Below are 25,506 nucleotides of genomic sequence, written 5' to 3'. Positions count from 1 at the left end.
TGCGGTGCGTGGCGGCAGGGGTGAACGGGGCCGCCCCTGAGCGGATGGACGGGCGGGCCCCGTTCGCCGGACATTGCGGGGGCCGGGACCGCCGGCCGGGCACGGGTGAACCGCGCTCACCCGACGCGCACCGCGCACACTCCGGGCGTACGGCGCCCGCCCCGCGCTCCGTGCGCACCCCGGGGCGACGCGCGGGGCCGGGCCCCCAGCGCCGTGTCGCCCCGCCGAACGGTGATACTGGGAGGCCCACCCGCCCCCATCAGCAGATTGGCTCATGTCGAACTCCGCCGGCGACCGCGCCACCACCCCGCAGACCCTCTGGGCGGCCCGGGGCCGCCACACCGGTCCCGCCCCCGAGAACGCCGTCCGCCGCACCCTGCGACGGCACAAGGAGAGCGGTGACATCGACGACTTCGCCGAGCCGCCCCCGGCCGGGGACCCGGACCGGCGGGTCTTCGAGGCCCGCTGGCGAGCGGACGGGGCGGTGACCGTGCGGGCCCGGCTCACCCTCGTACCACCGGAGGGCCGGCTGCCCGGCCACGAGTGGCGGCTGGTCGCGGAGGCGGAGCGCCCGTGGGACGACGCCTGGCCGTCGCCCGCGACGCTCTTCTGGCCCGAGGGCGGCCCGGGCGAGGACGACGACGGCTCCTGGGACCACCACGCCACGGTCGCGGGCCTGCGCCTCCGGCACGTCAACGCGCTGCCGGAGGACGACAAGGACATGCGGCGGCTGCTGCGGGACGCGGCCCGGGAGGCGTGGTGCGTCCATGTCGTCGTGCACGAGGCCATGACACCCGACGAGCGGGGCCGGCTGCCGCTGGCGCGGCTGCTGCCGCCCGGGCTGCGGCACCGCGTGATCGAGCACCGGGCCGCACCGCAGCAACTGCGCGCCGTCAACTGGGCGTTGAAGGACCTCGGCGTGGAGGTGCCGCGCGGCGGGGCGGTGCTGCTGCCGCCGGATCCGGCGCCGGAGGCGTACGACGGCCGGGAGCACAGCGTGCGCACCGTCTTCCTGGACGGTTCGGAGCCGGCCGGACTCATCGCGGCGCTGCGGCACTTCGTGGCCCTGCCCCGGCCGCTGCCGGCGGACGCCGAGGAGGCGCTGACCGATCTGCGCGAGAACTGGACCCTGTTGACCCTCCAGGAGGAGCTGGAGCGCGAGCGGCGGCTGGTCGCCATGTACGCCGAGGCGCTGGAGGCGATGACGAAGTCCCGGGACCTGTACAAGCAGGCGGCCGAGCAGGCGCTGGAGGCCCTGGCGGCGTACCGCGACGTCCCCGTGGCCGCCCTCCCCCAGCAGCGCCCCGCCTCGCGGGCACCGGGCACCCTGCAACAGCTGACGCGGACGTTCGAGCGGCTGAAGCTGACGGCCAAGGGCAGGCAGCAGCAGGGGTCCGCCGCGGATCCTGCCGTGAACGGCACGGCGCCGGCGGACGACAGCGCCGGGGCCACGGGCACCGGCGGTAATGCGGACGGCCGTTCATCGTAGGCGTTCGCCGGGGTACACGGACGGTCGTACGGTGCACAGGACGCCCCACTCCCGCAAGGAGCCGAGATGGACACGACCACGACCCTGCTGGTACTCGCCGCCGTCGTAGCGGTGGTGCTGCTCGCCGTCGCGGTCGGTCTGCTGGTGCGGCTGGTGCGGGCGCGGCGGACGCTGCGGCGGGCGGGGCTGCCGACGGGGCCCCGGTGGGTGTTCTGGGGCGCGGTCGCGTATCTGGTGCTGCCCACCGATCTGCTGCCCGACCCGGTCTACCTGGACGACATCGGCGTCCTGCTCCTCGCCCTGCGCAGCCTGCGCGCCGCCCGGCCGCTGCCGCCCGGGACGACCGAGCTCTGAAAACGGCCGGGCGCGGTGTACCGCACCCCGGGCGCTGCCGCGCACCATGGGGCGATGCGACCCGTGTTCACCGGCGTACCCGGTGCCCCGACGGCTCCCGGCGTGGCCGTGGTCGTCGACGTGATGCGCGCGTTCACCGTGGCCGCCTGGGCGTTCCGGCGCGGTGCCGAGCGGATCGTCTTCGCCCGCACGCGGCGGGAGGCGCTGGCTCTGAAGGCCCGTCACCCCCACTGGCCGGCCTGCCAGGACGGGGCGCCGTCACCGGGGTTCGACCTGGTCAACTCGCCCGCCCGGCTGCGTGCGCTGGACCTGCGGGGCCGTACGGTCGTCCAGAAGACCACCGCCGGGACGGCCGGGGCACTGGCCGTGGCGGACGCCGGACTGCTGCTGTGCGCGAGTTTCGCTGTGGCGGGGGCGACCGCCGGGGCGCTGCGACGGGTACGGGCGGACGCGGTGACCTTCGTGGTCACCGGGGACGGCGGACGGGCCGAGGAGGATCTGGCCTGCGCGCAGTACATCGCGGAACGCGTGCGGACGGACGACGCCGACGCGGGCCCCTACCTGGCGCGGGCCCGGCGCTCCGCCGCCGCCGCACGGCTGGCCGACGGTGCGCGGCGCGGGTGGGCCGGTGTCGGTCCCGAGGACGTGGCCCTGTGCCTGGAGACGGATACGTTCCCCTCGGCGATGGCGGCCACCCGGGAGGACGGCCACCTGGTGCTGCGCCCCTGGGCGCCCGGCTCCCAGGCCGGACTCAACCGGGGTCGGCGGGCTGGGCCCGGCCCGTCGTCAGGGCCGTGAGCAGGACCGCCAGTGCGCCGAGTGCCGCTGCCGCGGCCGTCGGGCCGGCGAGCCAGGACGGTGCCAGGGTCGCCGCGCGCAGCCGGGCCGGGTCCGGCAGGTCGAACCGCCCGCCGAGCACGTGTCCGGCGGCGAGCACCGCCGTGACGCCGACCGCGGCCGTCGCCGCCACGAGCCGGGCCGGCACCGCGCGCGCGGTGAGGGCGAGCGCCAGCAGGCCGCACAGCGCCGAGGCGAGGAGGGTGGCCCCGAGGGCGCCGTGGGACAGCCCGGCCCAGTAGCGCGGGGCGTGTGCCGTCCCGCACAGGAACACCAGCGACGCGGCACACCGGGCGGCCCGCACGCTTGCCGTCGGCGACCGGTCGTCCCCGGCCCGGTCCGCGGCGGCCTGTCGTCCTCCCGCCCGCCCTTCCGTACCGGACCACGGCGCCCTCGGGCGCCCATCGACCACGATGCGCCGCGTCTTCACCGTCCCCGCGTCGGCCGGCCGGGCCGCCGGCGCCGGCTCCCCCGCCGCGGACCACCCCGCCTCCGCCGGTTCCTCCGGGGCCGACCACCCCACCTCCCACACGACCGCCGGTGGCGCGGGGGCGACGGACACCGGCCGCTCCTCGGCCTCGCCCGCCTCCCGTTCCGCCGCCAGCCGGCCGATCAGCTCGGCGAGTTCCTCCACGGGCCGGTGCACCGCCACCGCCCGCACGGCGGCTTCCGCGCAGTGGGATGACTCCACCGGGCCGCGGTGCAGCAACTGCACCAGCCGGGAGACGTCCTCCAGGGGGCGGCGCTGGGCGGCGGCCCGGATCGCCTCGTCGGCGCTGTCGCTGTCCCGGGGCGGTTCGGTCAGCAGCGTCACCAGACGGGTGACGTCCTCCACCGACCGTTCGACCGCGACCGCGCGCAGCACGTCGGACGTCATCCGGGCCGGCTCGGGCGCGCTCTCCAGCAGCGTGATGAGCCGGACCACGTCCTCCACCGGGCGGTCGGCGACGGCCGCGTGGACCAGGCCGCGCAGGGGGTCGCCGTGCAGGGGTCCCTCCGGGGGAAGCGGCCGTACCGGCGGCGTGAGCAGGTCCGCGGACGAGGTGGGGACGCCGGGGGCATCCGGTGCCGTGGGTATCACCGAGTCGTCGGGACGAGGGGATGAGGAACAGGTCGTCATCTCGGCTCCAGGAGAAGAGTGCGACCGCACCCGCGCCCCGTCTGCGGTCGCCGCGTCACGGAGTCCATTACTAGGAGCGGGCACGGGAGCCCGCCACTCGGACGGGGCACTGGTGTGAGCCGCCCCGCTCCCCGCGCCGTGAGCCTGACCCGGCGCCCCACGGTGAGCCTGACCCGGTTCCCCCCGCCCGTACCCCGGCCCCCGCGCCGGCCCTACCCTTCCCTCCCCCGCTCGCCCCGCCCCGCCCAGGTGCGTTCCGCGCGTCTCGTGGCGCATTCTTGCTGTGTCATCCACCTGGAGCCGCACGGGACGAGGTGGGACCGATGGCCGGGAGCGACGAGCAGGCGGTCCGTACGCGGGCCCGGCTGACCGCGCTGCTGGCGGACGTCTCGACCGGCGCCCTCACCTCGGCCGGCGGCCGGGTGGCGGGCGTGTACCTGCGCTCCCGCGCCCCGGGCCTGCTGCGCCTCGCGGTGCTCACGGGGCTGCCGGGTCCGCTGTTCAGGTCCTGGTGGCGGCTGCACGTGGGCCGGCCGTTCCCGGTCGCCGACGCCTACCGGCTCGGCGTCCACGTGGTCCTGCCGAACGCCACGGAGACCATGCGCCGGTATCCGCAGTTCGCGGCCGGCCTGCCCTTCCCGTTCGGGTCGGTGCACGTGCCGGTACCGGGCGGGACCGGGCCGCTGGGGGTGCTCACGGTCCTGTACCCGGCGGTGACGGACACCGTGGACGACCTGCTGGACCGGGAACTGCTGGGCCGGCTGGCCGAGGGCCTGGGCACCGAGCTGCTCGGCCTGGCCGACGGGGACGAGAGCGCGATCACCTGGGACGGCGAGCCGCTGTGCGTACGGCCGCCCGCGGGCCGGCCCGCCCGGGCCGCCGTAGGACGCTTCAGCTGGGACCCGTCGGCCTCCCTGGTCCGTGCGGACGACCGGTTGCACGCGCTGCTCGGTCTGCGCCCCGGCGAGTTCGCGGGGACGATGACGGAGCTCGCGAACGCCGTGGCCCCCGCCGACGCGCACCGGGTGCTGGCCGCGCTGCGCGACACGGCCGCCGGGAAACCGCCGGGCGCACCGCTGAACGTGCGGGCCTGCGACGGCACACCGCGGCTGCTGGACCTCTGGCCGGACCCCGCGGACCGGGCCGGGACGGCGGTCCACGGGGTGGTGTTCGAACCCGGTACGGCCGCCTCCGCCGACGGTGCGGCCGACCTGCTGCCGGAGGGCGTGCTGTGCGTGGACCGGCTGGGGCTGATCGTGTACGCCAACCCGGCGGCGGCCCGGCTCACGGGCCGGGCGCGGGAGCGGCTGCTGGGGCAGCCGCTGTGGGACGAGCTGCCCTGGCTGACCGGGCCGCCGTACGACGACCACCTGCGCGGGGCCCTGCTCTGCCCCGAACCGGTGCACTTCCACGCCCGGCGGCCGGCCGGCGACCGGGACGGGCCCGGCGAGGGCGCCTGGCTGGCGGTGTCGGTGCATCCCGGCACGGACCTGCTGACCTGCGTGCTCGTCCCGGCCAGCCGGGTGGACGCCGCGAGCGGGCCGGTGCCCGAGGTCCAGGACGCGGAGCACACGGTGGCGGGCGCCCACGCGATGGCGCCGCTGTACCGGCCGATCGCGCTGGCCATCGCGCTGACGGACGCGGTGACCGCCCGGCAGGTGTCGGCGGTGGTGATGCAGGAGCTGCTGCCCGCGTTCGGCGGCCGGCGGCTGGCCATCTACCTGCTCCAGGACCGGCATCTGTACCTGGCCTGGGAGACGGGGTTCCCGCAGGGGTTCCTCGCGCCGTTCGAGGGCATCGGCCTCGACGCGCACGTGCCCGGTGTGGAGACCCTGACCACCGGCCGTCCCCTGTTCTTCGAGTCCATGGGGCAGCTCGCGGCGGCCTATCCGGGGCTCCCCCTCGACGCGCGGGTGGGTTCGCGTGCCTTCCTGCCGCTGATCGCCTCCGGCCGGCGGGTGGGCTCCTGCATCCTCGGCTTCGACCACGAGCGCGGGTTCAGCACGGAGGAACGCGCGGTCCTCACCGCGCTCGCCGGGCTGATCGCGCACGCGATGGAGCGGGCACGGCGCTACGACGACGAGGCGGCCCTCGCCCGCGGCCTCCAGCAGGCCCTGCTGCCCCGGCGGCTGTCGACGCATCCGCGGGTGGAGACCGTGGGCCGGTACCTGCCGGGAACACAGGGCATGGACGTGGGCGGTGACTGGTACGACGTGGTGGAGGCCGGGGACGGGCTCGCCCTGGTCATCGGTGACGTGCAGGGGCACGGGGTGCAGGCGGCCGCCACGATGGGCCAGCTCCGCAGCGCGGTGCGCGCCTTCGCGCTGGGCGACCGGCCCCCGGACGAGGTGCTCAGCGGCACCAACCACCTGCTGATCGACCTGGACCCCGGCCAGTTCGCCAGCTGCTGCTACCTCCGCCTGGACCCCGCCACCGGCCTGGCCCGGATCGCCCGGGCGGGCCATCCGCCGCCGCTGCTGCGCTGCCCGGACGGCCGGACCCGGCTGCTGGACATCGCCGGGGGTGTCGTCCTCGGGGTGGATCCGCACGCCCGGTACCCGGTGACCCAGCTGTGGCTGGAACCGGACGCGATCCTCGCCCTGTACACCGACGGCCTGGTGGAGCGGCCCGGCGCCGACATCGACGACGGCATCGCGGCGCTGCGGCTGGCGCTCGCCCAGGCCGGTGCGGGGGCCGGCCGGGGCGGCGGGCGGTCCCTGTCCGGGGTCGCCGACCGGCTGACGGCCGCCGCCCGGCACGCCACGGCCCGCCCCGACGACGTGGCCCTCCTGCTGGCCGCCCGCCGCCCGGCACCGGCCGGTGACCGGCCGCCGCGCTCCCCCGGGCCCGGTCCGGCGCCCGGCTGCCGTCGCCTCGGGTGATGGTCTCGCCTGACGGCGCCGGGCAGTGTAGACATGGGCACATGGTGCGACTGCCCGGCCGGCCCGTGACCCGGCCGCCCCGACCTTTCGGGTACCCGCGCGCACCGCACAGCCCGCCACCGGGGGACCGCGGCGCGGGCGGCAGCCGGCCGGGGGTGCTCCGGGCGGCCGTGACCGGGCGCAGCGTGGCCGGGCAGGTCTTCGTCCTGCAAGTGGTGATCGTGCTGCTCCTGGTCGTCTCGGCGGTGGTCGCCCAGGTGCTCCAGGTGCGGCACGACAGCGACACCGAGGCGAGCAACCGTTCCCTCGCCGTGGCCCAGACGTTCGCCAACGCGCCCGGCACGGCCGCCGCCCTGCGCTCCGCGGACCCCACGGCCGTGCTCCAGCCGCGCACGGAGGCGGCCCGCAAGGCGACCGGCGTGGACTTCATCGTCGTGATGAACACCGACGGCGTGCGCTACACCCATCCGCAGCCCGGCCGCATAGGCCAGAAGTTCGTCGGCACGATCGCCCCGGCCGTGGCCGGCGGCACGGTCACCGAGCACATCACCGGCACCATCGGGCCGCTGGTGCAGGTCGTGGTGCCGGTGAAGGACACCGGTGGCCAGGTGGTGGGCCTGGTGGCGGCCGGGATCACCACCGCGCACGTGGGCGGGGCCGCCGACCAGCAGCTTCCGCTGCTGCTGGCCGCCGCGGCCGCCGCGCTCGCGCTGGCGACCGCGGGCACGGCCCTGGTGAGCAGACGGCTGCTGCGCCAGACGCACGGCCTCGGGCCGTACGAGATGACGAGGATGTACGAGCACCACGACGCGGTGCTGCACGCGGTCCGGGAGGGTGTGCTGATCGTCGGCGGTGACGGCAGGCTGCTGCTCGCCAACGACGAGGCACACCGCCTGCTGGACCTGCCGGCGGACGCCGAGCAGCGGCACGTGCTGGAGCTGGGCCTGGACGACGAGACGGCGGGACTGCTGGCCTCGGGGCGGGTCGCCACGGACGAGGTGCACCTGGTCAAGGACCGGCTGCTGGCGGTCAACCAGCGGCCCACGGACCTGCGCGGCGGCCCGCCGGGCAGCGTCACCACGCTGCGCGACTCCACCGAGCTGCGCGCCCTGTCGGGCCGCGCGGAGGTGGCGCGGGAGCGGCTGAACATGCTGTACGAGGCCGGGGTGGGCATCGGCACCAGCCTGGACGTGACCCGGACCGCGGCGGAGCTGGCGGAGCTGGCGGTGCCCCGGCTCGCGGACTTCGCGACGGTGGACCTGTTCGACGCGGTGCTGGGCGGGGAGGAGCCGCGTCCGGGGACGGCACTGCGCCGCACGGCCTGCGTGGGCATCCGCAAGGAGACCCCGCTGTATCCGCTCGGCGAGCGGATCCGGTTCGTGACCACCTCGCCGCAGGCGCGCGCCCTGACGACCGGGCAGTCGGTCGTGGTGCCGCGGCTGCGCGACGAACCCGGCTGGCGGGCGCAGGACCTGGAGCGCACCGACCAGGTGCTGGCGTTCGGCATCCACTCGCTGATCACGGTGCCGCTGCGGGCGGGCGCCCTGGTGCTGGGCGTGGCGAACTTCTGGCGTGCGGAGAAGCCGCAGCCGTTCGACGCCGAGGAGCTGGCCCTCGCGGAGGAGCTGGCGGCGCGGGCGGCGGTGTCGATCGACAACGCCCGCCGGTACACCCGTGAGCACAGCATGGCGGTCACCCTCCAGCGCAGCCTGTTGCCGCGCACCCTGCCCGAGCAGGATGCCCTGGATCTCGCCTACCGCTATCTGCCGGCCCAGTCGGGGGTGGGCGGCGACTGGTTCGACGTGCTGCCGCTGTCCGGTGCCCGGGTGGCCCTGGTCGTCGGGGACGTCGTGGGGCACGGGCTGCACGCGGCGGCGACGATGGGCCGGCTGCGTACGGCCGTGCACAACTTCTCCTCGCTGGACCTGCCGCCGGACGAACTGCTGAGCCTGCTGGACGAGCTGGTCGGCCGGCTCGACCAGGACGACGAGACATCGGTGACGGGTGCGTCCGTGGTGACGGGCGCGACCTGTCTGTACGCGATCTACGATCCGGTGTCCCGGCTGTGCACGATGGCCCGGGCCGGTCATCCGCCGCCCGCGCTGGTGCGGCCGGAGGGCGGTGTGGAGTTCCTGGACGTGCCCGCGGGACCGCCGCTGGGCCTGGGCGGGCTGCCGTTCGAGACGGCCGAGCTGGAACTACCGGAGGACAGCCGGCTGGTGCTGTACACCGACGGTCTGGTGGAGGACCGGGAGCGGGACATCGACGAGGGGCTGGGCCTGCTGCGTGACGCGCTGCTGCGGACGCCGGGCGCCTCCCCGGAGGACACCTGCCGTACCGTGCTGGACCGGCTGCCGGCCCGGCCGAGCGACGACGTGGCGCTGATCGTCGCCCGTACCCGGGTGCTGGGCGACGACCGGGTCGCACAGTGGCAGGTGCCGTCCGACCCGGCGGCCGTGTCCGAGGTGCGGGACTCGGTGACCCGGCGGCTGGCCGACTGGGGCCTGGACGAGCTGGCGTTCACGACGGAGCTGATCCTGAGCGAGCTGGTCACCAACGCCATCCGCTACGGGCGCCCCCCGATCGGGGTGCGCCTGCTGCGCGAGCGCACGCTGATCTGCGAGGTGTCCGACCGCAGCACGACCTCGCCGCACCTGCGGTACGCGGCGAGCACCGACGAGGGCGGGCGGGGCCTGTTCCTGGTCGCCCAGCTCGCCGGGCGGTGGGGCACCCGGTACACCCCGAACGGCAAGGTGATCTGGGCCGAGCAGCCGCTTCCCTGAGCGTACGGGGTGCGGGGTGCGGGCAAATCGTTTGAGAACCCGTGGTCCCCCGGGTGATGATCTTCGGCATGTTCTCGCGCAGGAATCGCCGCACCGACCGGTTCACGTCACCCGCCCTCCGCACCGCCTGGGAAACCCTGGACGCCGGGGACGTACCCGGTGCGCTGCGGCAGGTACGGCAGGCCGGCGAGGACCAGCCGCTCGCCGAGGTGGCCCTGGTGGTGGGGCGGGCTGCGGGTTCGGCCGGCTTCGACGACCTCGCCGACGCCTCGGCCGCGCTGGCCGCCGCCCCCGAGGACCCCCGGGCGCTCTACCGCTTCGGGTACGCGTGTGTCGAACGCGAGGTGCCGGATCTGGCGGTTCCCGCGCTGCGTGCGGCACTTCGGCTCAGCGGCGGGTCGCTGCGGGTGCTGCGGGAGCTGGTGTCGGCGTACGAGGCCGGGGGCCGGCACCGGGAGGCGGTGGCCGAACTCACCCGCCACGAGGACCGTCTGGAGGACTGGCCGGACCGGTATCTGCTGGTGTTCAACGCCGTCTTCGGGGGCGACCTGGAGCTGGCCCGGCGTCAGCACGCGCTGCTGGGCGACCCGGAGGACGAGCGGTGGCGGCCGGCGCGGGACCGGCAGCACCGGATGCTGGCGCGGGCCGCCGATGCCGAGCGGGCGGGCCGGCTCGACGGGGCCGATCTGCGGGGCTGGCAGTACGTGCTCGGCGGCACGGTCCTCGGCACGCTGTCCCCCTACGGCTTCGACGCGGGCATGAACGGCCGCTACGCCTGGCTCCAGGACACCCCGGACCGGTGTCTGCGCGGTCTGCTGCGGCTGCGGGACCTGCTGGCGGCCACCGGGGTGCGGCCCCGGTCGGTGTCGCTGCTGCCGGACCGGGACTCACGGATCCTCGGGCTGGCCGCGGCACAGGTGCTGGACCTGCCGGCGGAGCCGTTCGCGCCGGGCCGGGCGGACACGGTGGTCGTGGCGTACGACCTCGACGGACTCGCGGCGCACGACGGCGGGCCGGAGCTGATCGGGAAGCTGTTCGAACGCGCCCCGGGGCAGGTGCTGCACGCGCACGCGTGCTGCTGGACGGACCCGCCCGCCATCACCCCGGACAGCGCGGGCCTGCTGTACCAGTCGGTGGTGGCGCCGTGGGGTCCGCAGCTGCGCCCGTCGGCGGACGGCGGGGTCGAGCAGGGGCCGGCGGACGACCGGCCGGAGGCGGAGATCGCCGCCGGGATCACCGCGGCGGACCCGTCGCCCGACCCCGGGGACGGCGACGGCCCGGCGGACGGCGACACGGAGTTCGCCGCGTTCGCCACGGCCGTGAAGGGCACGTGGCTGCGCGGCGAACGGGTGCGTGTGCGGTCCGCCGGGCCGGTCCCGAGTTCCCGGTTCGCCTGAGGCGAGCGGCGCTCAACCGCCGTCGAGCCGCGAGCGCAGCAGCTGCTTGCCCAGCTCGGCGCCCTTGCGGCTGTCGGACTGTGCCTTGCGGAAGAGCTCCACGACCTCGTTGTCCTTGTCCCGCTCCGCGTCCTGGATGTACTGCTCCAGGCGCAGGGCGTTGCTCAGGCACGCCTCGACGTACCAGATGAGGTTGTAGTCCTTGTCGCGGGTGCCGGTGACGTCGCCGGTCTCACTGGTGCTGGTCATCCGGGGTCTCCTCCTTCTGTCGACCCTGTGCCGATTCCGCTTGCCGGCACGCCGGGTACCCGTGCGCCCCGCGGGCACACCGCCGGATCGGGCCGTCCCTGCTCGCCGGGCGCGGCGGCCGCCGGTTCGGCGCGGCCGTCGTCGTTGACGTCGGCCGTTGTGGCGCGTGTACGGGCTGTGACATGCCGGTGACGGACCTCAGCCGAGCGCGCGGTCCAGGTTGAACGCGGCGCTGATGAGGGACAGGTGGGTGAAGGCCTGCGGGAAGTTGCCCTGTTGCTCGCCGGTGCGGCCGATCTCCTCGGCGTACAGGCCGAGGTGGTTGGCGTAGGTGAGCATCTTCTCGAAGGCCAGCCGGGCCTCGTCGAGCCGGCCGGCCCGGACGAGGGCCTCGACGTACCAGAACGAGCAGATGGAGAAGGTGCCTTCGTCTCCGCGCAGTCCGTCGGGGCTGGCCTGCGGGTCGTAGCGGTAGACGAGCGAGTCGGAGACGAGGTCCTCGGTGAGGGCGTCCAGGGTGGACAGCCACTTGGGGTCGGTGGGGGCGATGAACTTGGCGAGGGGCATCATCAGCAGGGACGCGTCCAGCACGTCGCCGCCCTCGTACTGCACGAAGGCGTTCCGGCGCCGCGACCAGCCGCGTTCCATGATCCGCCGGTAGATGGTGTCGCGGGCCTGGCGCCAGCGGCGGTGGTCGGCGGGCAGCCCGCGGTGGGTGGCCAGGCGGATGGCCCGCTCGATGGCGACCCAGCACATCAGCCGCGAGTACGTGAAGTCCTTGCGCCCGCCGCGGGTCTCCCACACGCCCTCGTCGGGCTGGTCCCAGTGGTCGCACACCCAGTCGACCAGGCTGCACACGTCGTCCCACTGGCCGCTGGAGATGGGCTGGGCCCACTTGTCGTAGAGGTAGATGGAGTCGATCAGGGCGCCGTAGATGTCGAGCTGGAGCTGGCCGGCGGCGGCGTTGCCGACCCGGACCGGGGCGGAGCCCAGGTGACCTTCGAGGTGCGGCAGTTCGCGTTCGGGCAGCTCGGTGCGGCCGTCGATGCCGTACATGATCTGCAGCGGGCCGGAGCCGTCGCCGCAGCCGGGGCTGATGTGCGTGGTCAGGAACCGCATGAACGCCTCGGCCTCGCCGGCGAAGCCGAGCCGCAGCAGCGCGTAGACGGCGAAGGCGGCGTCGCGCACCCACACGTACCGGTAGTCCCAGTTGCGCTCGCCGCCGAGCTGTTCGGGCAGGCTGGTGGTGGGCGCGGCGAGGATGGCGCCGGTGGGGGCGTAGGTGAGGAGCTTCAGGGTGAGCGCGGAGCGGTGCACCATCTCGCGCCAGCGGCCCCGGTAGCGGGACTGGTGCAGCCAGCGCCGCCAGTAGGTGACCGTGGCGTTGAACTGGTGCTCCGCCTCCTCGTGGGCGCAGCCGCGCGGGGACACCTCGCCGTCGACCTGGTCGAGGGCGAACACGGCGGACTCGCCCTCGCCGAGCTTGAAGTCGGCGCGCGCGTCCCGCCCGTCGCACTCCAGGGCGACGGTCGAGGTGAGCGACAGCGACTGGACGGCCGACTCGAACACCACCATGCCGTCCAGGGGGCGCACGGTGTGCGCGGCGGCGCCGTAGTCGAAGCGGGGGGCGACCAGCACCCGGAAGGGGACGGTGCCGCGGACGCACACCACGCGCCGGATCAGCCGGTGCCGGCCCGCGTCCCCGGGCTCCTCGCCGGCGACCGGCATGAAGTCCTGTACCTCGCCGACGCCGTCCTCGGTGAAGAACCGGGTGATCAGCACGTTGGTGTCGGGGAAGTAGAACTGCTTGGTGCGGGCCGGGACGGCGGCGGCCAGCTCGAAGCGGCCGCCGCGCTCGGCGTCGAGGACCGCCGCGAAGACGCTCGGGGAGTCGAAGGCCGGGCAGCAGTACCAGTCGATCGTGCCGTTGCTGCCGACGAGGGCCACCGTGCGCAGGTCGCCGATGAGTCCGTGCTCGGCGATGGGCAGGTAGCGGTGGTCGCGGGGTCCGTTCCCGTGGAACGGCGATTCGGCCATCGGCGGCCTCCCGGTGAGCGGGGCGGTGCGGGCGGTATGTGCCTGTTGCGAGTGTTTTCCAGCTTAGGCGAGTGGTTCGCCGTGGGGTGGGCAGGCGGTCCTCACCCGCCCCCGGGGCGCTTTCCGGATGCAGGGTGCGCCGGGGAGGGCAATGGTGAGAGTGTGCCCCGTTCGAGAGGCACCGGCACGGATGCGGTCATCCGGACCGAGGAGGAGGCATCATGTCGACATCCACACCCGAAGAGTCCCGTTCGTCGGACGACGTCTGCACCCCGGACGCCCTGCTCCACTCCGCGCCCGCCAGGGACGTCACCCCTGAGGACCTGGTGATGGCGGCGGGCAGGGACGTCACACCGAAGACCCTCGACTGGGCGCGTCGCAAGCTGGAGTCGGAGGGCACGGCGGCCATCGAGAAGCTGCTGCCCTAGGCGATCCGGGGAGCACGGGGACGAACGGGGAACCGGCCGGGCGGGCGCCCGGCCGGTGTCCTGTGTGCGGGGTGCCGCGCGGAGGCGGCGGGGCCACCGCGGTGCGCCGCCGCCGGCGGTCACTCCGGCAGTCGCGTCTCGTCCGGTACGACGTGCATCGCCGCCTCCTCCGCACCGGCCGCTCCGGCGTCGATGCCGACGTCCTCGGCGATCTCCTCCTTGGTGGTGTCGGCGTGGGCGCCCTCGTCCGGCGCGACCAGCCGGCCCGCGCGGGCCGCGCCGGCCTCGGGGTCGACCGGCTCGCCCTCCCCGCCGGGCAGGTCGCCGATCTCGTCGCCGGCCGGCGGGGTCACGTCGGGGACCTCCTGGCCGAGCCGTTCGTCCAGGGTCTCCCCCTCGTGCTGCTCGGCGGCGGTGGTGCCGTGCTTGGTGACGCCGAGGGGCCGCTCGGGCGGGGAGTAGCCCTCGTCGAGCATGTCGTCGTAGGAGCGCTCGCCGACCGCGTCCTGGAGGTCCAGAGGGCCGGCGTCCTCCTGTTCCTCGTTGCTGCCCGTGGGCTGGTAGACGTCGTCCGCCATGGGGGTCTGCTCGGACTGCTGGTCGCTCATGGTCGCCTCCTCCGGGTTCGCGGGCGGTCCTGGTCCGCGTTTCCCGTGACCGGATCATTAACCCCGCCGGCGCCCGGGCGGATCGGCCGGCGGAGTGTCCGGCCGGGCCGGCCGTCCACGCTTGACGGCCCGGGGCCCGTCAGGGTGAGGCGTGCGGGCCGTCCGGGCGGCCGGCCCGCTGCCGGACCGTCTCGCGGCTCAGGTCCTCCGTCTCCGTCTGCGGCAGCCGCTCGAAGCCGTCCTCGGTGATGACCGAGACGACCGGGAAGATCCGGCGGCTCAGGTCCGGGCCGCCGGTGGCCGAGTCGTCGTCCGCCGCGTCGTAGAGCGCCTGGAGCGCGGCGAGGGCCGCCTCCCGGCGGGAGAGGTCCGGCCGGTACAGCTTCTTCAGGGCGCCCCGTGCGTACGGGGAGCCGCTGCCCTCGGCGTGGAAGTGCCGCTTCTCGTAGAGCCCGCCGGCCGCGTCGAAGCCGAAGATCCGGCCGCGTCCGCCGCCGGGCGCGGTGAGGTCGTAGCCGACGAGCAGCGGGACGACGACGAGGCCCTGCATGGCCTGGGCGAGGTTCTGCCGGATCATGGCCGCGAGACGGGTCGCCTTCGCGCCGAGCGTCATCGGGACGCCCTCGACCTTCTCGAAGTGGGTCAGCTCGACCTGGTAGAGCCGCACCATGTCGAGGGCGAGGCCGACGGTGCCGGCGAAGGCGACGGCCGTGTGGTCGTCGGCGGGGTGCACCTTCTCCAGGTCGCGCTGGGCGATGAGGTTGCCCATCGTGGCCCGCCGGTCCCCGGCGATCAGCACGCCGTCGCGGTAGGTGAGCGCGAGCACGGTGGTGCCGTGCGGGAAGCGGTCCGCCGGTACCCGGACCCCGGGCGGGAACGGGGGCGCCGTGGGCAGCAGCCCGGGGCGGTGCGCGGTCAGGAACTCGGTGAAGGACGACGTCCCCGGTGTGAAGAAGGCCTCGCTCGGCAGGCCCGCGCTGTCGTTGCCCGGCATGACTCCCCCTCCAGTGCCGCACGGCGGTACTCGAGTCCTACCTGGAGCCGGCGCGCGGGAAACTCCCCCGTGCTCACAGGGCCTTGCGGCGCACCAGCACCCCGAGCACCAGCAGGCCGGGGAGCAGCGGCAGCCACACGGTCAGCAGCCGGTAGCCGAGGACGGCGGACGCGGCGGCGGCTCCCGGGGTCCCGGCGGCGGTGAGGGCGAGACCGAGGGCGGCGTCCAGCGAGCCGAGGCCGCCCGGGGAGGGCAGCAGGGCGGCGGCACTGCTCGCCGCGAGGTACAGCAGGGCCACCTGGAGCGGCGCGAGCGGCAGGCCGACGGCGCGGGTGACGGCGATCAGCACCAGTGCGTGCAGCCCGGCGAAGGCCAGCGATCCGCCCCATAGGGCGGCGGCGCGGGCCGGGCAGGCGTGCAGCGCCCGCAGGTCGGCCACCACGCCGGCGAGCGCCCGTCGGCAGCGCGGCCACCACGGGGTGGCGAGCGGGGCCGCCGCGAGGGCGACGACACCCAGGGCCACGGCGACCGCCGCCGGGGAGAGGTGCGGGAGGCGCAGCAGTCCGGGGCAGGCCGGGGCGAGCAGCGCGATCAGCGCCAGGCGGACGGCGGCGCCCGCGGCGGCCTTGACGGCGAGCGCGCCGGCCGAGCGGCCGGCCGGGAGCCCGCAGCGCGTGAGGAACCGCAGGTTCACCGCGCCCGCGCCGAGCCCCGCGGGCAGCAGGTGGTTCGCGGCGGATGCGGCGAACTGGGCGGCGACCAGCCGGGGTCCGGGCAGCCGCGGTACGACGGCTCCCTGCTGGGCGAGCGCGGAGGCCGCCCAGGTGCCGATGGCCGCGACGGCTCCGACCAGCAGCCAGCCGTGATCGGCCACGGCCAGCCGGCCGGCGCCGCTCTCGACCGTGGGCCAGTGCCGGTGGACCAGGTACAGCGCGGTGAGCAGTACGGCGAGACAGGCGCCCGCCTGCCAGCGGGCGCGCAGGCGGCCGAGGGAGGCGGTGAGCCCGGCCGGTGAGGTCATGAGGCGGCGCCCGGTACGACGTAGTAGAGCCGGACCGCGCCGACCGGTACGGAGGGCCAGTGGCGGGCGTACCGGGGCGGCGCGGACCCGGCCGGCACGAGGGTGGCGACCGGCGTCCGCCGCGCGGTCCGGGTGATGCCGTCCTCGGTCGTGTTGGCGTTGGGTCCGCTGGTCGCGGCGGAGGCGCAGCCGGCGGCGAAGCCCACGGGGATGGCCTCCTGCCCGGTGACCAGGCAGGGCGGCCGCACCCCGCGGCGTCGCATCTCGACCGCGGTGCGTGCCCAGGCGTCATGCGCGGCGGTGGCGGCGCCCACCACGTGCAGCAGGACCACGAGCTGTACGGCGAGATGGGTGGCGAGGCAGGCACCGACCGCCACGAGGGCCAGGGGCCGCCGGGCCGGGCGGGGTGCGGGGAGGTGGTCGGGGGTCGGGCGGAGGGCCGGGGGTGCGCCGGGTCGGCGGGCCGGGTCCTGGGGCGGACGACGGTCCGGGCGCGCGGTCGGGCGCAGGAGCGGAAGCCGGCCGCCGGTGCCCGAGGCGGGACGGTGGTCCGGGGGCCGGGCCCGGCGGGGGCCCGTGGCCAGGTGTGCCAGTGCGTCGGCGACCGGGATCGCGAGGAGGGCGTAGGCGGGGAGCAGGAAGCGGGGTGCGGCGTAGCCGATCAGGAACAGGTAGGGGAACGCGGCGGTCGCCGCACAGGCCAGCGGCAGCACCGTGGCCGCCGGGCGCCGTCCGCGCCGGGCGACGGCCAGCGCGAGGGCGGCCAGCACGGGCAGCGTGCACCACCAGAGCGTGACCAGCGGGTGCGGCAGGGCGCCGGTGCACGGCCGGCACAGCGTGCGCCCGCCCAGGGCGCGCAGCTGGTCCACGACGGCGAGGTGCCAGCCCAGGCCGCCCTGGATCGCCGAGCCGTCGGACAGCCGGCGCGCCAGACCGCCGTAGCTCGTGTACGCCTCGGCCACCCACTCGGCGGCGCCGGCGGCGAGCCCGGCGAGGAGGACGAGCAGGGCCCGCCGGTTGCGGCGGGCCAGGCCGAGCGCGAGCAGCGGCACGGCCGCCCAGACCGCGTCCACCGGCCGCATCCACGCCATCAGCGCCGCGCTCCCCGCCAGCCCCCACAGCGCGCCCCGGTCGGTGGGGGCGCGCAGGAAGCAGGCGACGGCGGCCAGGGCGGCGACGGCCACCCAGTAGTTGGGCATGGCCTGCGGGCCGTAGAACAGGGTGACCCAGAGGGACGCGAACAGGGCGCCGCCGAAGGCGAGGACCCGGACGGGGAACAGTCCGCGCCAGGCGCGCAGGGCCAGGAACAGGGCGAGGCCGGAGAGGAGGGCGAGGTAGGTCCGCAGCAGGGCCGTCGACGACGACCACGCCGCCACCGGGGCGACCAGCAGGGAGACGCCCCGGGCGCGGGGCGCGCTGAAGAAGGAGGCGGGAGCGTGTCCGCTGACCTGGCTGACGTACACCGTCTCGTCCCAGCCGAGCCCCAGACCGGGGCGCACGAGGACCAGCTGGGCCAGGGTGAAGGCCCCGGCGACGGCCGCCGTCGGCCAGACCGCGCGCCCGGAGCCGGCGGACGCGCGGCGCGCGTGCTCGCGGTTCGCCGCGTCGACTGTCGCGTGCGCACTGCCGGCCATCTCCACCCCTCCGTCCCCGTCCCCTACAGCCCGTAGGGCCCGCAGCCACCCTACGGCCTGTAGGGCCGGAGACGGGAGTAGGGGAAAACACGGACAAACTAACCCGAACGCCCTGCTCGTGCCCGCAGGCAGGGCCATCCGGCCGACGGCCCTACGCGCTGTAAGGTTGGGACATGGCTGGCACAAGGTCCCGCGGCAGAGCGGAGCGGCGCAGCGCCGGGGCGCTGGAGAGCGAGGTGCTGGCCGCCCTCTGGGCCACCGAGCGACCGCTGACCCCGGCGGAGATCCAGCACGAGATCGGTGGCGGGCTCGCGTACAACACGGTCCACACGATCCTCAAACGGCTGTACGACAAGGGTCTGGTGCTGCGGGACGCCGACGGTCGGCGCGGCGCGTACCGGCCGGCCAAGAACGCGGCCGAGCTGACCGCCCAGGCGATGCACGAGGCCCTGGACCGGGGGCCGGACCCGATCGCCGCGCTCCAGCAGTTCGTGACGGGGCTGAGCGCCGAGGAGGAGCGGGCGCTGCGCGACCTGCTCGCCGGGGACGGCGCGTGAGGCCGGGCTCATGAGGTGCGGCGCATGATGTTCGACGTGTACGCCCCGCTGGTGCTGTCGCTGCTGCTGTCGGCCGTCGCCCCCGTGCTCGCCCGGCGGGCCGCGCCGGCGCTGGCCGCGCGCGTGCTGGCCTCGGCCGCCGTGCTGACGGCGGCCGCCACCACGTGGTCGCTCCTCCTGCTGGCCGCCGCGCTGCTCGGGGACGCGCCGCCGGTGATCCGCGAGGCCCGCGAGGACGGGCGCCCGCTGACCGACCCGGTGCCCATGGTGATCGGGCTGGCCGCCTGCCTGGCACTGGCGACCGTCGCCGTGCGCGTCCACCGGGCCGTGCGCGCCGAGCGGTGCACGCGGCGCGCGCTACGGCGGCTCGGCGCGGGGCAGCCGGCGGACACCGAGCTGATCGTCGCCGCCTCGGAGGTGCCGCGCGCGTTCGCGATCCCGGGGCGGCCGGGCCGGATCCTGGTCACCTCCGCGATGCTGAGCGCGCTGGGCCCCGCCGAGCGACAGGTGCTCCTCGCCCATGAACGGGCCCACCTCAGGCACCGGCACGGGCTGCTGGTGTCGGCGGTCACGCTCGCGGCGGCGGCCGATCCGCTGCTGGAACCGGTGCGCGCGGCGGTCGCCTTCCTGGTGGAGCGGTGGGCCGACGAGCGGGCGGCGGCCGTCGTCGGGGACCGGCGGGTGACCGCGCGGGCACTGGCCCGCGCCGCGCTCAGCGCGGGCCGGTCCCGTGTGGGGTGCGCCCTGCAGTTCACCGACCGGGCCGTCACCCGCCGGATCGCGGCCCTCCAGACGAGCCCGCCCCCGCGTCTTGCGTCCGCGGCCCTGGCCGTCCTCGCCCTCGGCACCCTCCCGGCCCTCCTCGCCGCGGACGCCACCGGCGACCTGCTGCACCTGCTGTCCGGCGCGCTCGACTGAGGGCCACGAGCCCGGCACGGCAGCGCCCCTCGCCGCCGGCACCTTCGCGGCCCTCCTCACCCCGGCACGCTCGGCTGACGGCCACGAGCCCCGCACGGCAGCACCCGGCACCCGGCACCCGGCCCTGCTCACCGCCGGTGCCGTCGGCGACCGGGGCGCGAGCCCGGCACGGTGGCGCTTCGTATGCGCGGCGGCACCCGGCCGCCGACCGGTGACGGGGCCGGGCCACCACCGGCACCCGGACCCGTCCACCAGGCCGCCGCACGGACACCCCGTCCCGCCCGGTCCGGCAGCCGCTCACCCTCCGAACGCGCCGCCTTCCCCGCCGCCCGGTCCCCGGTGCGGCGGCTGTCGCGGCGTGGGGCGCCGGGGGGCCGGCGGTACCGCGCGGACGGCCGGGCCGTCGGTGCTGACCGTGAGCGGTTCGCCGTGGTGGCGGAGTGTCAGCGGCGGGCCGTCGAGGAGCGCGTACGTCACCTTGTCCGCGCCGATGTCCACGCGCAGCCGGCGCCCGCGGAACTGGATGTTGAAGGCCAGGCGGCGCAGCCGCTCGGGCAGGCGGGGGGCGAACCGCAGCCGGTGGCCGTCGTGCCGCATGCCGCCGAAGCCCGCGATCAGGGCCATCCAGGTGCCGGCGAGGGAGGCGATGTGCAGTCCGTCCCGCGTGTTGTGCTCCAGGTCCTGGAGGTCCATCAGCGCGGCCTCGGCGGTGTAGGCGTAGGCGAGGTCCAGGTGGCCGGTCTGGGCGGCGATGACGGCCTGGCAGCAGGCGGACAGGGAGGAGTCGCGGACGGTCAGCGGCTCGTAGTAGGCGAAGTTCCGGGCGATCTGCTCCTCGTCGTGCCCCTGCTCGAACCAGTCGCCGCAGGTGTACATGGCCAGCACCAGGTCGGCCTGTTTGACGACCTGCTTGCGGTAGAGGTCGAAGTAGGGGAAGTGGAGCAGCAGCGGGTACTGGTCGGGGCGGGTGCCCTCGAAGTCCCAGCGCTGGTAGCGGGTGAAGCCGGCGTGCTGCTCGTGGACCCCGAGTTCGTGGTTGTAGGGGACGTGCATGGAGTCGGCCGCGTCCCGCCAGGCCGCGCTCTCCTCCTCGTCCACCCCGAGCCGCCGCGCCTGGTCGGGATGGCGTTCGACGGCGTCGGCGGCTGCGAACAGGTTCTGGCGGGCCATCAGGTTGGTGTAGGTGTTGTCGTCGGCGACCGCGCTGTACTCGTCGGGGCCGGTGACGCCGTCGAGGTGGAAGACGCCGTGGATGTCGTGGTGGCCGAGCGAGCGCCACAGCCGGGCCGTCTCCACCAGCAGTTCCACGCCGGTCTCCCGCTCGAAGGCGGTGTCGCCGGTGGCCTGGACGTACCGGACGACGGCGTCGGCTATGCCGGCGTTGACGTGGAAGGCCGCGGTGCCGGCCGGCCAGTACGCGGAGCCCTCCGGCCCGGCGATGGTCCGCCAGGGGAACGCGGCGCCGGCGAGCCCGAGTTGGGCTGCGCGTTCGCGGGCCTCGTCCAGGGTGTTGTACCGCCAGCGCAGCGCCTCGGCGACGGCGCCGGGCGCGGTGTGGGTGAGCACGGGCAGCACGAACATCTCGGTGTCCCAGAAGGCGTGCCCGTCGTAGCCGGAGCCGGTGAGCCCCTTGGCGGGGATGGCGCGCTGCTCGGCGCGGGCGCCGGCCTGGAGGACGTGGAACAGCGCGAACCGGACGGCCTGCTGGATCTCCTCGTCGCCTTCCACCTCGACGTCGGCGCGGGCCCAGAAGTCATCGAGCCAGGCCCGCTGGTCCTCGAGCAGGCCCTGCCAGCCGTCGTGCCCGGCGGCGGCGAGCGCGGCGTCGACCTGGTCGGCCATCGCGGGCAGCGACCGGGTGCCGGACCAGCCGTGGGCGACCAGCTTCTCCACCCGCAGGGTCTGTCCGGGCTCCAGCACCGAGGTGACGGTCAGCCGGGCCACGTCGATGCCGCTCTCGCTGCGGCTGGTGGTGCGTTCGGGTCCGGTGACGACGTGGTCGGCGGCCACGGCGACCCTGAGACCGCTGCGCCGGGTGCGGTGCACCAGCCGCAGCCGGTTGCCGGAGGCGAAGCCGTCCTCCTGCTCCAGCGGGGACTTCAGCGCCTTCGCCGCACGCGGGTCGCCGTCGGGGTCGGGCAGGCTCTCGTTGGCGACCAGCTCGGACTGGATCACCACCCGGCTGCGGCTGCCGACGGCCTCCACCTCGTACGCCACGGCGGCCACGGCCCGCTGCGTGAGCGAGACCAGCCGGGTGGAGCGCACCCGGACCGTGGAGCCGGCCGGGGAGGTCCACTCGCAGGTCCGCTCCAGCACCCCGCGGCGCAGGTCCAGGACGCGTTCGTGGGCGACGAGCCGGCCGTAGCGCAGGTCGAACGGCTCGTCGTCCACCAGCAGCCGGATGACCTTGCCGTTGGTCACGTTGATGACGGTCTGCCCGGACTCCGGGTAGCCGTAGCCGGCCTCCGCGTACGGCAGCGGGTGCACCTCGTGGACGCCGTTGAGGTAGCTGCCGGGCAGGCCGTGCGGTTCGCCCTCGTCGAGGTTGCCGCGCCAGCCGACGTGCCCGTTGGACAGGGCGAACACCGACTCGCTCTGGGCGAGGACGTCGAGGTCGAGGGCGGTCTCCCGGACGGTCCACGGTTCGACGCCGTAGGAGCGGTCGGTGATCACTGCTTGCCTCCCAGTTCGGCCAGGTCCTTGACGACGATGTCGGCGCCGTGCGCGTACAGCGCGTCGGTCTGGCCCACCCGGTCGACGCCCACGACATGGCCGAAGCCGCCCGCGCGCCCGGCGTCCATGCCGGCCAGCGCGTCCTCGAAGACGGCCGCGCGGGACGCCTCGACGCCGAGGTCCCGGGCGGCGGCGAGGAAGGTGTCGGGGTGCGGCTTGCCCGGCAGGTTCCGCTCGGCCGCGACCACGCCGTCGATCCGTACGTCGAAGAAGTGCTCGGCGCCGACCGCGCGCAGCACGTCCCGGCAGTTGGCGCTGGAGGAGACGATCGCGGTGCGCAGCCCCGCGGCGCGCACCGCCTCCAGATACCGCAGGGTGCCCTCGTAGGCCTCGACCCCGCCGGTGCGGATCTTCTCCAGCAGCAGGTCGTTCTTGCGGTTGCCGAGGCCGTGCACGGTGCGGGCGTCCGGCGGGTCGTCCGGGCCGCCTTCGGGGAGGTGGATGCCGCGTGAGGCGAGGAAGGCGCGGACGCCGTCGGCACGGGGGCGGCCGTCGACGTACTCGTCGTAGTCGGAGGCGGCGTCGAACGGCCGCCCCTGTTCCCCCTCGTAGTCGCGCAGGAAGGCGTCGAACGTCTCCTTCCAGGCCGCCGCGTGCACGACGGCGGTCTTGGTGACGACCCCGTCGAGGTCGAAGAGGCAGGCCTGGATGGTGTCGGGCAGACCGAGCTGAGTCATATCCGGACTGTTCCCCGCGAAGCGGCCGTCCAGTGAGTGGCGCACGCCACACTCCCGGCGGGCGGGGGATGCCACACTCTCCGTGTGCCGCTGACCTTCGACGATCTCATCGCCCGTGCCCGCGCCCTGCCCCGGGACGGCCGGCGTGCCCTGCTCGGCATCGCGGGCAGTCCCGGTTCGGGCAAGACGACACTGGCCGAGCGCCTGGTGGGCGCGCTGAACGGCGACGGCCCGCCGTGGGCGGCGCACGTGCCGATGGACGGTTTCCACCTCGCGGACGCCGAACTGGACCGGCTGGGCCGCCGGGACCGCAAGGGCGCTCCGGACACCTTCGACGCGGCCGGGTACGCGGCGCTGCTGCGGCGGCTGCGCGAGGAGAACGGCGAGGTGGTGTACGCGCCGGGGTTCGAGCGGGTGCTGGAGCAGCCGCTCGCGGGCGCGATCCCGGTGCCGCCGGGGGCCCGGCTGGTGGTGACCGAGGGGAACTACCTGCTGCTGCGGGAGGGTTCGTGGGCGCGGGTGGGGCCGTGCCTGGACGAGGTGTGGTTCTGCGAGATCGCCGAGGAGGAGCGGATCCGCCGGCTGGTCGCCCGCCACGAGGAGTTCGGCAAGGAGCACGAGGCGGCCGTGGCCTGGGTGCGCGGCTCGGACCAGCGCAACGCCGAGCTGGTGGCGACGACACGGCAGTGGGCGGACCTGGTGGTGCCGGCCGGTGTGCTGCTCGCCGTGAGCTGACGTCCCGGCACCGGCCTGCGGTGCCGTGCCGACCGGACCCGGACGGGTGCCGGTCACGGGCCCGTTCTTCCTCGCTCGTCGGCGGGGCCGCTCCCGCAGGCCGGTGCCGGCAGGCACAGGGATGTGGCGGGCCGGGGTGAACCCCGGGCGGCTGCGGGCCGTACCCGTGTACACGGCAGAAGGTCTGCCGGTGTGACTCGTGCGGCGGTGAGGGCCGCGGGGGCGGCGGGACGGCGGGCGGGGCGGTGACCGGGCCCAGCGGCCCGCCCGCCGCCGCCCGGCCCCTTCCGCCGCGGGACGGATGATGGCGCGCGAACAGCACCCGGTCCTCACCCCCGCCGCCCCCGCCGCGGTCCCGGCACGACAGGACCCGTCGGGGCGGTGGGCCCGGCTGCGCCGGCACCGGCGGTGGCTGCCGCCGGTGCTGGTCGTCCTGCTCCTCGGGCAGATGGCCGCGGCGATGGTCACCACGGCGGTGCGGCAGACCCCCACCATCGACGAGCCGGTGTACGTCGCCACGGCCACCGACTATCTGCGCGAGCACCGGCTGCGCTACAACCCCGAGCACCCGCCGCTCGGAAAGCTGCTGATCGCGGCCGGGGTGGCGGTGGCGGACCCGCGCTACGACCCGTCGTACCCCGGCGACCAGGGGCAGGTGGGCCGGCACCTGCTGTACGCGTCGGGCAACGATCCCTGGCGGCTGATGCTGTGGGCGCGGCTGCCGGTGATCGCGGTGACGCTGCTGTGCGGGCTGGTGGTGGCCGCCTTCGCCCGGGACCTGACGGGTACGGCGGGCGGCCTGGTCGCGCTCGCCCTGTACGCGTTCTCGCCCGACGTGATCGCGCACGGTTCCCTGGCCACGCTGGACCTGCCGGCGGCCGGAGCCGTCCTGACCGCTGCCTGGCTGGTGTGGCGGGCCCGGCGCCGCCCCGTCCTGTACCTGCCGCTCGCGGGGGCGGCGCTGGGCGCGGCCGCGGCGACCAGGATGAGCGCCCTGCCCGCGGTACCGGTGCTGATGGCGCTGGCGGCGGTGTCCGCCCTCGCCGCCCACCGGTCCGCCCCGGCCCCGCGGCGGTGGCCCGCGCCCTGGCTCGGGGCGCGGCGTCCGGCGGTGTCGGCGGTGGTCGCCGCCGTCGTCGTCGTGGTCGTGGCCCTCGCCGTCGTGTGGGCCGCGTACCTCGTCGTCGACCCCCGGCTGCGGTTCGCACCGGCCGGGCCGGTGCCGGGTGTGCACGGGGCGCGGGCGCGGCTGGTGGAGCTGCTGCCGGTGCCGCCGGCGTACCGGGCGGGGATGCGGGTGCAGTTCGGGCTGGAGCAGCAGCCCTGGCAGGGGTACCTGTTCGGGCACCTGTACACCGGCTCGCTCTGGTACTACCTGCCGGCCGCGCTGCTGGTGAAGACCCCGCTCGGGCTGCTGGCGCTGGGCGCGGCCGGTGCGGTCGCGGTCGTGGCGGTACGGCGGCTGCGTCCGGCCGCGCCGTACCTGCTGGTGCCGCCCGTGGTGCTGCTCGCGGCGGCGATGACGGGGTCGCGGGACTTCGGCACCCGGTACGCGCTGTCCGTGCCGGTGTTCCTCGCGGTGGCGGCGGCCTGTGTGCCGGCCCTCCGGTGGCGGTGGCGCGGGCTCCTGACCGGCGCCCTGGTGCTGTGGGTGGCGGTGAGCTCGCTGCGGACGTTCCCGTACTACCTGCCGTACGCCAACGAGGCGTTCGGCGGTCCGGAGCGCACCCACCGGCTGCTGCACGACTCGAACGTCGACTGGGGCCAGGACCTGGGACGGCTCGCCGACCGGCTGCGGGAGCGGTACCCGGGCCGGCGGGTGTGGCTGGTGTACAAGGGCAGCGGCGTCCCGTCGTACTACGGCATCGAAGCCGCCGATCCGCGCACGGTGCCGCCGGAGCGGGTGCACGGGCTGCTGGTGGTGTCGGACTCCGCCGCCGCCAAGGCGCGCGGCCGGCTCGCGCGGCTGCTGGCGAGCAGCCGGCCGGTCGGCGAAGTGGGCCATTCCATCGGCCTGTACCGGCGGTGAGCCCGGTGTCTCAACCCCCTGGTC

The 25,506-nt window shown here is 75.8% G+C and carries 20 protein-coding genes; 11 read left to right on the top strand and 9 right to left on the bottom strand.

Annotation, left to right across the window (positions count from 1 at the left end):
* Window positions 1–274: 274 nt before the first annotated feature.
* The 3 genes from AB0947_RS16165 (at window position 275) to AB0947_RS16155 (ending at window position 2,641) form a co-directional block, all read left to right on the top strand.
* Window positions 275–1,489: a hypothetical protein gene (locus tag AB0947_RS16165; RefSeq protein ID WP_366750976.1), complete on the top strand. Its 1,215-nt coding sequence runs from the start codon at window positions 275–277 to the stop codon at window positions 1,487–1,489.
* A gap of 66 nt (window positions 1,490–1,555) precedes the next feature.
* A complete protein-coding gene (locus tag AB0947_RS16160; protein ID WP_366750975.1) occupies window positions 1,556–1,843 on the top strand; it encodes a YkvA family protein in 288 nt (95 codons plus the stop codon).
* 54 nt (window positions 1,844–1,897) lie between these two features.
* The gene (locus tag AB0947_RS16155; RefSeq protein WP_366750974.1) at window positions 1,898–2,641 is read left to right on the top strand and encodes a 2-phosphosulfolactate phosphatase; all 744 of its coding nucleotides are present in this window, start codon (window positions 1,898–1,900) and stop codon (window positions 2,639–2,641) included.
* Here AB0947_RS16155 and AB0947_RS16150 read toward each other — a convergent pair.
* Window positions 2,595–3,800 carry a hypothetical protein gene (locus AB0947_RS16150; RefSeq protein WP_366750973.1) on the bottom strand — a complete coding sequence of 402 codons (1,206 nt, stop codon included), beginning with the start codon at window positions 3,798–3,800 and terminating at the stop codon, window positions 2,595–2,597. The genes AB0947_RS16155 and AB0947_RS16150 overlap by 47 nt on opposite strands.
* A gap of 323 nt (window positions 3,801–4,123) precedes the next feature.
* On the opposite strand from AB0947_RS16150, the gene AB0947_RS16145 reads away from it, so the two are divergent.
* The 3 genes from AB0947_RS16145 (at window position 4,124) to AB0947_RS16135 (ending at window position 10,862) form a co-directional block, all read left to right on the top strand.
* Window positions 4,124–6,682 carry a SpoIIE family protein phosphatase gene (locus AB0947_RS16145; protein ID WP_366750972.1) on the top strand — a complete coding sequence of 853 codons (2,559 nt, stop codon included), beginning with the start codon at window positions 4,124–4,126 and terminating at the stop codon, window positions 6,680–6,682.
* 41 nt (window positions 6,683–6,723) lie between these two features.
* Complete coding sequence (locus tag AB0947_RS16140; protein WP_366750971.1) at window positions 6,724–9,465, top strand: SpoIIE family protein phosphatase; 2,742 nt, start codon at window positions 6,724–6,726, stop codon at window positions 9,463–9,465.
* Window positions 9,466–9,533: 68 nt separating this feature from the next.
* Window positions 9,534–10,862, top strand: a complete 1,329-nt coding sequence (locus tag AB0947_RS16135) for a hypothetical protein (RefSeq protein ID WP_366750970.1) — start codon at window positions 9,534–9,536, stop codon at window positions 10,860–10,862.
* A 12-nt stretch (window positions 10,863–10,874) separates the two neighbouring features.
* Here the strand turns inward: AB0947_RS16135 and AB0947_RS16130 are convergent, their stop codons facing one another.
* Both AB0947_RS16130 and AB0947_RS16125 read right to left on the bottom strand, forming a co-directional pair.
* Window positions 10,875–11,111 (bottom strand): hypothetical protein, encoded by a 237-nt coding sequence (locus tag AB0947_RS16130; protein WP_014676749.1) that lies wholly within the window; start codon window positions 11,109–11,111, stop codon window positions 10,875–10,877.
* Between the two features lie 198 nt (window positions 11,112–11,309).
* Window positions 11,310–13,148: a glycoside hydrolase family 15 protein gene (locus AB0947_RS16125; protein WP_366750969.1), complete on the bottom strand. Its 1,839-nt coding sequence runs from the start codon at window positions 13,146–13,148 to the stop codon at window positions 11,310–11,312.
* A 221-nt stretch (window positions 13,149–13,369) separates the two neighbouring features.
* Here AB0947_RS16125 and AB0947_RS16120 point away from each other — a divergent pair, with 221 nt between their 5' ends.
* Window positions 13,370–13,576, top strand: a complete 207-nt coding sequence (locus AB0947_RS16120; protein WP_171150396.1) for a hypothetical protein — start codon at window positions 13,370–13,372, stop codon at window positions 13,574–13,576.
* 119 nt (window positions 13,577–13,695) lie between these two features.
* Here the strand turns inward: AB0947_RS16120 and AB0947_RS16115 are convergent, their stop codons facing one another.
* From AB0947_RS16115 to AB0947_RS16100, 4 genes are all read right to left on the bottom strand, one after another.
* Window positions 13,696–14,184: a DUF5709 domain-containing protein gene (locus AB0947_RS16115; RefSeq protein WP_366750968.1), complete on the bottom strand. Its 489-nt coding sequence runs from the start codon at window positions 14,182–14,184 to the stop codon at window positions 13,696–13,698.
* Window positions 14,185–14,323: 139 nt separating this feature from the next.
* Window positions 14,324–15,178 (bottom strand): proteasome subunit beta, encoded by an 855-nt coding sequence (gene prcB / locus AB0947_RS16110; protein ID WP_366750967.1) that lies wholly within the window; start codon window positions 15,176–15,178, stop codon window positions 14,324–14,326.
* A 73-nt stretch (window positions 15,179–15,251) separates the two neighbouring features.
* Complete coding sequence (locus AB0947_RS16105) at window positions 15,252–16,199, bottom strand: lysylphosphatidylglycerol synthase domain-containing protein (RefSeq protein ID WP_366750966.1); 948 nt, start codon at window positions 16,197–16,199, stop codon at window positions 15,252–15,254.
* Window positions 16,196–17,833 (bottom strand): hypothetical protein, encoded by a 1,638-nt coding sequence (locus AB0947_RS16100; RefSeq protein ID WP_366750965.1) that lies wholly within the window; start codon window positions 17,831–17,833, stop codon window positions 16,196–16,198. The genes AB0947_RS16105 and AB0947_RS16100 overlap by 4 nt, the downstream gene beginning before the upstream one ends.
* Before the next feature lie 173 nt (window positions 17,834–18,006).
* Here AB0947_RS16100 and AB0947_RS16095 point away from each other — a divergent pair, with 173 nt between their 5' ends.
* Entirely contained in the window at window positions 18,007–18,390 is a 384-nt protein-coding gene (locus tag AB0947_RS16095) for a BlaI/MecI/CopY family transcriptional regulator (RefSeq protein WP_366750964.1), read from the top strand.
* Window positions 18,391–18,414: 24 nt separating this feature from the next.
* On the top strand, window positions 18,415–19,308 hold the full coding sequence (locus tag AB0947_RS16090) for a M56 family metallopeptidase (RefSeq protein WP_366750963.1): 894 nt from the start codon (window positions 18,415–18,417) through the stop codon (window positions 19,306–19,308).
* Between the two features lie 297 nt (window positions 19,309–19,605).
* Here the strand turns inward: AB0947_RS16090 and AB0947_RS16085 are convergent, their stop codons facing one another.
* Both AB0947_RS16085 and AB0947_RS16080 read right to left on the bottom strand, forming a co-directional pair.
* Entirely contained in the window at window positions 19,606–21,981 is a 2,376-nt protein-coding gene (locus tag AB0947_RS16085) for a glycosyl hydrolase family 65 protein (RefSeq protein WP_366750962.1), read from the bottom strand.
* Window positions 21,978–22,718, bottom strand: coding sequence for a beta-phosphoglucomutase family hydrolase (locus AB0947_RS16080; protein WP_366750961.1), 741 nt, complete (start codon window positions 22,716–22,718; stop codon window positions 21,978–21,980). The genes AB0947_RS16085 and AB0947_RS16080 overlap by 4 nt, the downstream gene beginning before the upstream one ends.
* Window positions 22,719–22,802: 84 nt before the next feature.
* On the opposite strand from AB0947_RS16080, the gene AB0947_RS16075 reads away from it, so the two are divergent.
* Window positions 22,803–23,453: a nucleoside/nucleotide kinase family protein gene (locus AB0947_RS16075; RefSeq protein WP_366750960.1), complete on the top strand. Its 651-nt coding sequence runs from the start codon at window positions 22,803–22,805 to the stop codon at window positions 23,451–23,453.
* Window positions 23,454–23,754: 301 nt separating this feature from the next.
* The gene (locus AB0947_RS16070; protein WP_366750959.1) at window positions 23,755–25,482 is read left to right on the top strand and encodes a phospholipid carrier-dependent glycosyltransferase; all 1,728 of its coding nucleotides are present in this window, start codon (window positions 23,755–23,757) and stop codon (window positions 25,480–25,482) included.
* Window positions 25,483–25,506: the final 24 nt, after the last annotated feature.

Origin of the sequence: Streptomyces sp. NPDC047841 (genome assembly GCF_040704085.1) — a bacterium.
Taxonomy (GTDB): domain Bacteria; phylum Actinomycetota; class Actinomycetes; order Streptomycetales; family Streptomycetaceae; genus Streptomyces; species Streptomyces argyrophylli.
The sequence above is the reverse complement of the archived record's forward strand: the minus strand, read 5'-3'. Positions and strand labels throughout refer to the sequence as shown.

Bases quoted from the DNA above. Each gene is read 5' to 3' on its own strand.
- AB0947_RS16165 (WP_366750976.1), top strand. From the start codon at position 275: ATGTCGAACTCCGCCGGCGACCGCGCCACCACCCCGCAGACCCTCTGG.
- AB0947_RS16160 (WP_366750975.1), top strand. From the start codon at position 1,556: ATGGACACGACCACGACCCTGCTGGTACTCGCCGCCGTCGTAGCGGTG.
- AB0947_RS16155 (WP_366750974.1), top strand. From the start codon at position 1,898: ATGCGACCCGTGTTCACCGGCGTACCCGGTGCCCCGACGGCTCCCGGC.
- AB0947_RS16150 (WP_366750973.1), bottom strand. From the start codon at position 3,800: ATGACGACCTGTTCCTCATCCCCTCGTCCCGACGACTCGGTGATACCC.
- AB0947_RS16145 (WP_366750972.1), top strand. From the start codon at position 4,124: ATGGCCGGGAGCGACGAGCAGGCGGTCCGTACGCGGGCCCGGCTGACC.
- AB0947_RS16140 (WP_366750971.1), top strand. From the start codon at position 6,724: ATGGTGCGACTGCCCGGCCGGCCCGTGACCCGGCCGCCCCGACCTTTC.
- AB0947_RS16135 (WP_366750970.1), top strand. From the start codon at position 9,534: ATGTTCTCGCGCAGGAATCGCCGCACCGACCGGTTCACGTCACCCGCC.
- AB0947_RS16130 (WP_014676749.1), bottom strand. From the start codon at position 11,111: ATGACCAGCACCAGTGAGACCGGCGACGTCACCGGCACCCGCGACAAG.
- AB0947_RS16125 (WP_366750969.1), bottom strand. From the start codon at position 13,148: ATGGCCGAATCGCCGTTCCACGGGAACGGACCCCGCGACCACCGCTAC.
- AB0947_RS16120 (WP_171150396.1), top strand. From the start codon at position 13,370: ATGTCGACATCCACACCCGAAGAGTCCCGTTCGTCGGACGACGTCTGC.
- AB0947_RS16115 (WP_366750968.1), bottom strand. From the start codon at position 14,184: ATGAGCGACCAGCAGTCCGAGCAGACCCCCATGGCGGACGACGTCTAC.
- prcB (WP_366750967.1), bottom strand. From the start codon at position 15,178: ATGCCGGGCAACGACAGCGCGGGCCTGCCGAGCGAGGCCTTCTTCACA.
- AB0947_RS16105 (WP_366750966.1), bottom strand. From the start codon at position 16,199: ATGACCTCACCGGCCGGGCTCACCGCCTCCCTCGGCCGCCTGCGCGCC.
- AB0947_RS16100 (WP_366750965.1), bottom strand. From the start codon at position 17,833: ATGGCCGGCAGTGCGCACGCGACAGTCGACGCGGCGAACCGCGAGCAC.
- AB0947_RS16095 (WP_366750964.1), top strand. From the start codon at position 18,007: ATGGCTGGCACAAGGTCCCGCGGCAGAGCGGAGCGGCGCAGCGCCGGG.
- AB0947_RS16090 (WP_366750963.1), top strand. From the start codon at position 18,415: ATGATGTTCGACGTGTACGCCCCGCTGGTGCTGTCGCTGCTGCTGTCG.
- AB0947_RS16080 (WP_366750961.1), bottom strand. From the start codon at position 22,718: ATGACTCAGCTCGGTCTGCCCGACACCATCCAGGCCTGCCTCTTCGAC.
- AB0947_RS16070 (WP_366750959.1), top strand. From the start codon at position 23,755: ATGATGGCGCGCGAACAGCACCCGGTCCTCACCCCCGCCGCCCCCGCC.